We start from the raw sequence: 7,262 nt of genomic DNA on the forward strand, positions 1-7,262 counted from the left end.
GTGTCCGGCGACGAGCCCAAGCGCCGCGCGGAGCCGTGGCCAGAGGCCCTGGTGCGCGGCACCCGCTTCGAGGTGATCCCGGTCCCCGGAATCGTCGCGGAGGTGGCCGCACACCTGCCGCCCGGCACGCGTGTGAGCGTCACGGCGTCGCGCAAGCAGGGACTCGACGCCACCGTCGCGGCCGCGGGCGCCCTCTCGGAGCGAGGCTTCGTCGCCATCCCCCATCTGGCGGCCCGGCAGATCGTCGATGAGGCCGAGCTCCAGCGGATCCTGGACGACCTCGCCAGCTCCGGAGTGCAGGAGCTGTTCGTCATCGCCGGCGACGCCCCGCATCCCGCGGGGGATTTCGAGGGGTCGCTGCACCTGCTGGAGGCGATGGGCACGAGTGGCCGGTCCTTCGAGATCGGGGTGGGCGCATATCCGGAGGGCCACCCGTTCGCCCCGTCAGAGGCGGAGTCGATGCGCCTCCTCCAGGAGAAGGCGCGGTACGCGTCCGTGCTCGTCACCCAGCTGTGCTTCGACGCCGGCGCCCTGCTGGACTGGGTGCGGCTGCTGCGCGAGCACGGGGTGCGGACGCCCGTGCGCCCCGGTATCGCGGGCCCGACGGACGCCGCCCGGCTGCTGCGCATCGGGGCTCGCGTCGGCGTCGGACCCTCACTGCGCCTGCTCACGCGGCAGGGGTCAGGGATCCGGCACCTGCTCGGACCGGGCGGCTGGTCCCCGGACACGCTGCTCGAGGAGCTCGTCCCGGCGTTCGCCGACCCTCGCTACGGGCTCGAAGGACTCCACGTCTACACGTTCAACGCCGTGGAGGCGAGCGCGGACTGGTGGCGCGGCGGCGACGGGCTGGAGGTCGTCATCCGCTGAGGTCGTGCCGCCCGACGCGATCGGCCATCTCCCGGAGCATCCTGATCCGTCGTGCACCCCGGCCCCAGCGATCTCTGCCATGATCGTGCGGTCTGCGAACCGCTCACGGCAGGAGATCCTCGATGGCGACACCGGACCCTCAGGACGACCAGTGGCAGGACCGCGTCCGAGAGATGGTCGCGACGCGTCAGGATGAGCTGACCCGCCCCGATGCCGACCAGGGGCTCTTCGCCGCGCAGATCAAGCAGGTCCACGACGAGCTCATCCAGCTCCGGATGCACTACCAGTTCGGCATCGACGAGGTGCAGACGAAGGTCAACATCCTCCGCCAGGAGTTCGAGCAGATCCACGACTACAGCCCGATCGAGCACGTGCGCTCGCGCCTGAAGAGCACCGAGAGCCTGATCGAGAAGGCCGTGCGCACCGGCGGCGAGATGACGGTTCCGGCGATCAGGGCACGGGTCCACGACATCGCCGGAGTGCGGATCACCTGCAGCTTCGTCTCCGACGTGTACTGGATCGCGGACATGCTGCGCCGCCAGCCGGACCTCGAGACGCTCACGGTCAAGGACTACATCGCCGAGCCCAAGCCCAACGGGTACCGCTCGCTGCACCTGATCGTGCAGGTCCCCGTCTTCCTCTCCGAGCACACGGAGTACGTGCCCGTCGAGCTGCAGCTGCGCACGATCGCCATGGACTTCTGGGCCAGCACCGAGCACAAGCTGAGCTACAAGTACCGCAAGAACCTCCCGGGCCGACTGCGCGCCGAGCTCGACGACGCGGCCCGCGTCGCCGCGGATCTCGACGAGCGGATGGAACGCATGCGCGACGAGATCCGACCGATGCCCGACCGCGGGGAGACCGTCTCCGCGTCACCGTCCGCGCCCGCGTCCCCGTCTCACTCGTCTCCCTGACGCAGCGCTCCCGGACTGCCGGGAAGGCTGCCGGGCAGATCGTCCAGCGGTTCCCCCACCCCGCACCTGGCGGGTGCTCATAATGGGCTCATGAGCAACTCCAGGAGACGCGTGCTGATCACCGGCGCCGCAGGCGGCGTCGGCTCCCGACTGGCGGAGGGACTGCGGGAGGACTACGACCTCGTCCTGCATGGCCGCAGCAGCGAGGACGCTCCGCCGGACACCGACTTCCGCACCGCTGAGCTCGGGGCGTACGACGAGGTCCTCGACCTGATGGACGGCGTCGACACGGTGGTGCACCTCGCCGGCGCCGCCTCTCCGGAGTCCCCCTGGGACGCGGTGCTCGATGCCAACATCGTGGGGCAGCGGAATATCCTCGAGGCGGCCCATCAGGCGGGCGTGCGGCGCGTGATCCTGGCGTCCTCCAACCACGCGATGGGCATGTACGACCGGTTCGAGCAGTGGCCCGTGTACCCCGACCAGATCCCTCGGGCGGACTCCCTCTACGGTGTCTCCAAGATCTTCGGCGAGGCCATCGGCCGCTACTACCACGACGAGTACGACCTCGACGTCATCGCCCTGCGCATCGGGTGGGTGAGCGATGATCCCCTGGAGGCCGAGGAGGACATCCTGCGCGCCATGTGGCTCAGCCGCGAGGACTGCGAGCAGGTGGTGCGCTGCGCGATCGAGGCAGAGGTGCGCTTCGGGATCTACTACGCGATCTCCGACAACCCCAACCGCCGTTGGTCGCTGACCAACACCACGCTCGAGCTGGGATATCGGCCCAAGGATTCCTGGACGGACCTGGCCGGAGCCACCGAGCACGTGGTCGAAGGCGGTGCCGACGTCCGCGACACGTGGCCGCTGGGTTCATGACCGTCTCCCCCACCGAGGATCCCGTCACACGATCGCCCGCGCGGCACGTCGGCCGGTCGGCCACGAAATCCCTCGGGTCCTCCTCCGGGTCGCGCCGGCAGGCACTGGTGCACGCCGCGTCCGCCCTGCGGATGCTGGTCGCCCTGCTGGTGCTCGCCGCCCTGGTCGCGAACGCCGCCGGGGCGCTGCAGGACGGCCTGTTCGCCCAGAACATCTCGTACTTCACGAATCAGTCGAACCTGATGTTCGTGGCCCTCGTGATCGCCGGCACGATGTGGACCGCCCGGCATCCGGTGTGGTTCGACGACGTGCGCGGCGCGGTCGCGTTCTACCTCGCGATGACCGGGATCATCTATGCGCTGCTCGTGGCACCGCTCGACGAGCTGCTGCGCTGGGACATCGGCTGGACCGGGATCGTGCTGCATCGTCTGGCCCCGGTGGTCGCCGTCGTCGACTGGCTGCTGACGCCCCGCTCCCGGCCGCCCGCCGCCCGCAGGATCCTGTGGTGGCAGCTCTACCCGGTCCTCTTCCTCGCCCTCACCTGGGTGCGGGGCGGAATCACCGGCTGGTATCCCTACGGCTTCCTCGATCCGACGCTGTCCTCGTGGTCACAGGTGCTGCTGACCACGGTCGTGGTGCTGGTCGCCTTCTTCGCGGTCGCGACACTCCTGCACCTGCTCGGCGGGCGGCTGCGGACGGGTTCGTCGGCGCACCGGGAAGCAGCTCGCTCCCGAGCGTGAGGTCGCCGGGCGTGACGCCGGCGAACCGCTCACCGCCTGGGACGACGACGGGATGAGGCCCTGGGCGTCAGTCGAGCCCTTGGGCGAGCAGTGACTCCAGCTGGGCCATGGCCTCGGAGTCGCCGACGATCTCGACCCTCTCCGACCCGCCGGCACAGTGCTCGAGGGCGAGGCTCCGCCCCCATGCCCAGAGATCCAGGGCGGTCGCCGATCCGCTGACTGCGGCGCGCGGGAGGGAGTCGAGGTCGGCGTCCGGGCGCGAACCTGCGCCTGCGCCTGCGGGAGCGTCGAGCAGGCGGCCGACGGGAGCGTCGAACTCCTTGCCGTCACGGGGCCGGGTGCCGGACCACCGGCTGATGAGCAGGGACTGCACGGCGCCGCCCTCGGCGGTGATCTCCACGTGCGCGACGGGCGTGATGGTGGCCCAGTCCGGGATCCAGTCGAAGGCGGCCGGCCACATCACCTCCAGCACATGCTCGAGACCCGCATGGGCGATGTCTTCGCGGATCGCGGTCACGGGCCGTCCCGCGGTGAGCTCGGCATCGACGCGGTGGATCGTCACCTCATGGAGCTGCATCCTGCGGATGACGCCGACGTCCTGCCGCGCCGAGAACCAGAACCAGGCGGGCTCCTGATCGGAGTGCGCTCCGAGCTGCTCGAGGAGGCCGTCCACCGCCGCCGCACGACGCTGGCGGAGCTCCTCGAGATCGTCGGGCCGCGGGGTCGCGGACTCCTCGATCTCCGTAGCCCCCTCGTCGGTCGTGACCCCCTGCGCGAGGACCGCGGACCAGAACTCGGGGACCTCCGTCGCGTGCCACAGCAGGTCCGCGGCGTTCCAGTCCGGGCAGGTGGGGACCCTCTGCTCGGGGTCGGCGGCGGCGAGGGCTGCGGCCAGCCGATCCGCCTCGTCGCGGATCGCGGTCAGGGCATCGATGCTCATGGAGCCATCCAAGCACAGCGGACGGACAGCCGACAGGTCACCTGCTGCCGCCGAACCGATCGCGGGACCGAGATCGCGGGCCTGCCCCGCCCGCAGCCGGACCGCCGTTGACCCACATACCCCCATGGGGTATAAATGGCCGTGTATCCGGCCTCCCTCGAGGCACCCCACGACGTCACGGAGAACCCCATGAGCGCCACCACGAGCACCTTCCAGGTCACCGGCATGACCTGCGGCCACTGCGAGATGTCCGTCCGCGAGGAGGTCAGCGAGATCCCCGGCGTACAGAACGTCGATGTCAGCCATGAGACCGGCTCCCTTGTCGTCTCCTCCGAGCACCAGCTCGAGGATGCGGCGGTGCTCGCGGCCGTCACCGAGGCCGGATACTCGGCGACTCGCGCCTGAATCCGTCGGGTCGCAGTCAGGCCTCAGGCCGCACCGATATCGTCTCTCCAGTCCCCGAACCGCGAGAGAAGAGCCGAATGCCTGCTTCGACCACCCTGACTGCCACCTCCCTGCACGCCGGATATCCCGGCGAACCTGTCCTGGCCGGGGTCGATCTGTCGATCGCCGCCGGTCGGCCCCCGCAGGGGCTCCTCGGGGCATCCGGCGCCGGCAAGACAACTCTGATCGGCGTGCTGCGCGGAGACATGAAGCCGAGCTCCGGGCAGGTCACCCTGGATGGTCGCAATGTGCACAAGCTGCGCGGCAAGGATCACAGGACCTTCCGGGCCGCGGTGCGCTTCGTCTCGCAGTACGCGATGACGGTCGTCGAGCCCCGGGAAACCGTCTCCGGCCGTCTCGACTATGCCTCCAAGGTGGCCCGGAAGGGCGGTCGCACCCACGCGGTCTCCCCCGCCGAGATGCTCGAGACCGTGGGCCTGGGTGAGCACTTCCTGGGCCGGCGCATGATGACCCTCTCCGGCGGCGAGAAGCAGCGCGTCGCCCTGGCCACCGCGCTCGCCACCCGCCCCGAGATCCTGATCCTCGACGAGCCGCTGACGGCCGTGGATCCCGGCATGCGCGGAGAGATCAGCTCGACCCTGCGTGACGTCATCGAGCGCCTCGGGATCGGCGTGCTCATCGCCTCCCACGACATCGAGCTGCTGCAGCGGCTGTGCCCGCAGATCTCCTTCCTCGGCGAGGGCCGCATCCTGGCTCGGGGCTCCCTGGAGGAGGTCCTCGCCCATACCGAGCACGGGGAGATCCGCGAGCTCGCCGAGAGCGCCCCGCAGGCCGTGCAGCGCTTCCGCTGAGCCCGCGCCGCTCGCGACACCAGCGTCCTGCATCATGCCGCCGGTCCCGGCGGCCCTGTCACCTCACGAAGGGCGCCAGATAGCCGCCGTCCGGGTCGAGGAGGCCGATGAGCAGCCGGGCCGGGCGCCAGTGCGCGGCACGCTCCTCAGCGCTGTCGCAGGCGAGAAAGATGTCGAGGTCGCGCAGCTGGTCGAGGATCGCCGCACCGTGGAGGAGCACTCGACCATGACTCGGGTCCAGCTGACGAGCGGCGATCTCGACCGCGGCGTCGGCCGCCTCCGAGTCGACACGCTCGCCCTCCTCGGAGACGCAGGCCTCGCAGACCAAGCGGCACAGATCGATCGCGACCGGGCCGCGCACCGCGAACTCGAGATCCAGCAGGGCGACGACCCCTCCGTCCCAGAGTGCGTTCATCAGGGCGAGGTCGCCATGGTTGACGACGTGCTCCACCAAGGGTGCAGTCCGGAAGTAGTCCGCGAGGAGGTCGTGGAGCCGCGACCGACGGGCACTGGACAGCCCGAGCGCGACAGCGGCGCGTTCTGCCGATGCCGTGGCATCGCCGAGCGTCGCCGGCACGAAGCCTCCGTGCGAGGAGACGTGCGCGGCGAGGGTCCGGCTCGCCTCGTGCACGAGCTGGCACCGCGTCCACAGCTGCTGGATCGCCTCCCGCCGCTCTGCAGCTGACAGCGTCGGCCATGCCTCGTACAGGTTCTGGCCGTGCATTTCCCGGGTCACGATCCAGCCATGCCCCTCAGACGTGCCCTCCGCGAGGATCTCCGGGTGTCCGACGGCGTCCGGGAGAGCACGCACCAGGGCGACCTCACGAGCCATATCGACCGGTGTATGCGCGATTCGCACCGCGATACCGCCACCGACCCAGGTCGCGTTCGAGATCCCGTTGGCTCGCCGCATCTGCGAGAGGTCACCACCGTGGCGGGCTGCGACCTCGGCAGCCAGATCCCGGACCAGAGCGGCACTGGACGGGTCGCGGTGCTGATCGAGCGGATGGATCGTCGCAGAGGGGTCGAGCATCATGCGGTCATGATTCCACGGTCGCGTCGGAGCGGATCGAGCGGTGCGGCATCGGGCTCCTCAGCAACCTCCGACCATCCCGGGACACGACGAAGCCCCACCGGAGAACCGGTGGGGCTTCGAGCGTCGGTGCGCCATCAGGGATTCGAACCCCGGACCCGCTGATTAAGAGTCTCCCGGAGCGGCAGCTCGGCTCCGTGATCGAGGTCGACTTTGGCGAAACCCGAGGTCGGCGCTCGATGGTTGGATGAATCTTGCTTGACCACGCTGGCAGCGAAGCTCAAGTTACCCGCCAGCTGCGGCACGCTTCCTCCCCACAGACGGACTATCCCCAACTGCGCTCAATGACGAGCGAACAGGGGCCATCGTGGAGCACGGTGTCCTGCATGGACGCCCTTGCGCAACTCCCTCTCTGGACCGCCTGGCTTCGTGCCTCGGAACGATCCGAGACGACCGTGCGACTGCGCGAGTACCACGTCCGTCGGTACCTCAATGGAGTCCCGGCTGAAACCGACCCCCTCGATCTCGAGTGGATCGTTGGGCACCAGTTGAGTCCCGCATAGTGGTGTAGCGCGGTGGCTCCGTGATCGTCTCTGACGAGGACGCGGTCACCGTGTGATCCTTCGAGTGAACCTC

The 7,262-nt window shown here is 69.7% G+C and carries 8 protein-coding genes; 6 read left to right on the top strand and 2 right to left on the bottom strand.

Annotated elements, in window-relative coordinates; translation table 11 throughout:
• The 4 genes from INT49_RS02465 to INT49_RS02480 all read left to right on the top strand — a co-directional run bounded on the left by INT49_RS02465 (position 1) and on the right by INT49_RS02480 (position 3,397).
• Entirely contained in the window at positions 1–867 is an 867-nt protein-coding gene (locus INT49_RS02465) for a methylenetetrahydrofolate reductase (RefSeq protein WP_319021476.1), read from the top strand.
• A gap of 122 nt (positions 868–989) precedes the next feature.
• Positions 990–1,781: a GTP pyrophosphokinase gene (locus tag INT49_RS02470; protein WP_193116121.1), complete on the top strand. Its 792-nt coding sequence runs from the start codon at positions 990–992 to the stop codon at positions 1,779–1,781.
• Between the two features lie 90 nt (positions 1,782–1,871).
• The gene (locus INT49_RS02475) at positions 1,872–2,657 is read left to right on the top strand and encodes an NAD-dependent epimerase/dehydratase family protein (RefSeq protein WP_193116122.1); all 786 of its coding nucleotides are present in this window, start codon (positions 1,872–1,874) and stop codon (positions 2,655–2,657) included.
• Positions 2,654–3,397 carry a Pr6Pr family membrane protein gene (locus tag INT49_RS02480; RefSeq protein WP_226849621.1) on the top strand — a complete coding sequence of 248 codons (744 nt, stop codon included), beginning with the start codon at positions 2,654–2,656 and terminating at the stop codon, positions 3,395–3,397. Before INT49_RS02475 ends, INT49_RS02480 begins: the two co-directional genes overlap by 4 nt.
• A gap of 67 nt (positions 3,398–3,464) precedes the next feature.
• Here the strand turns inward: INT49_RS02480 and INT49_RS02485 are convergent, their stop codons facing one another.
• Positions 3,465–4,337 carry a maleylpyruvate isomerase N-terminal domain-containing protein gene (locus INT49_RS02485; protein ID WP_193116123.1) on the bottom strand — a complete coding sequence of 291 codons (873 nt, stop codon included), beginning with the start codon at positions 4,335–4,337 and terminating at the stop codon, positions 3,465–3,467.
• A 189-nt stretch (positions 4,338–4,526) separates the two neighbouring features.
• Here INT49_RS02485 and INT49_RS02490 point away from each other — a divergent pair, with 189 nt between their 5' ends.
• Positions 4,527–4,742 (top strand): heavy-metal-associated domain-containing protein, encoded by a 216-nt coding sequence (locus tag INT49_RS02490; protein ID WP_193116148.1) that lies wholly within the window; start codon positions 4,527–4,529, stop codon positions 4,740–4,742.
• Between the two features lie 77 nt (positions 4,743–4,819).
• A complete protein-coding gene (locus INT49_RS02495; RefSeq protein WP_193116124.1) occupies positions 4,820–5,593 on the top strand; it encodes an ABC transporter ATP-binding protein in 774 nt (257 codons plus the stop codon).
• A gap of 58 nt (positions 5,594–5,651) precedes the next feature.
• Here the strand turns inward: INT49_RS02495 and INT49_RS02500 are convergent, their stop codons facing one another.
• Positions 5,652–6,629 carry a phosphotransferase family protein gene (locus INT49_RS02500; protein ID WP_193116125.1) on the bottom strand — a complete coding sequence of 326 codons (978 nt, stop codon included), beginning with the start codon at positions 6,627–6,629 and terminating at the stop codon, positions 5,652–5,654.
• Positions 6,630–7,262 lie beyond the last annotated feature (633 nt).

Origin of the sequence: Brachybacterium tyrofermentans (genome assembly GCF_014897585.1) — a bacterium.
Lineage (GTDB): Bacteria > Actinomycetota > Actinomycetes > Actinomycetales > Dermabacteraceae > Brachybacterium > Brachybacterium tyrofermentans.

What these genes read in the sequence shown, in the direction of transcription:
- INT49_RS02485 (WP_193116123.1), bottom strand. Translation starts at nt 4,337, where the DNA reads ATGAGCATCGATGCCCTGACCGCGATCCGCGACGAGGCGGATCGGCTG.
- INT49_RS02495 (WP_193116124.1), top strand. Translation starts at nt 4,820, where the DNA reads ATGCCTGCTTCGACCACCCTGACTGCCACCTCCCTGCACGCCGGATAT.
- INT49_RS02490 (WP_193116148.1), top strand. Translation starts at nt 4,527, where the DNA reads ATGAGCGCCACCACGAGCACCTTCCAGGTCACCGGCATGACCTGCGGC.
- INT49_RS02475 (WP_193116122.1), top strand. Translation starts at nt 1,872, where the DNA reads ATGAGCAACTCCAGGAGACGCGTGCTGATCACCGGCGCCGCAGGCGGC.
- INT49_RS02500 (WP_193116125.1), bottom strand. Translation starts at nt 6,629, where the DNA reads ATGATGCTCGACCCCTCTGCGACGATCCATCCGCTCGATCAGCACCGC.
- INT49_RS02480 (WP_226849621.1), top strand. Translation starts at nt 2,654, where the DNA reads ATGACCGTCTCCCCCACCGAGGATCCCGTCACACGATCGCCCGCGCGG.
- INT49_RS02470 (WP_193116121.1), top strand. Translation starts at nt 990, where the DNA reads ATGGCGACACCGGACCCTCAGGACGACCAGTGGCAGGACCGCGTCCGA.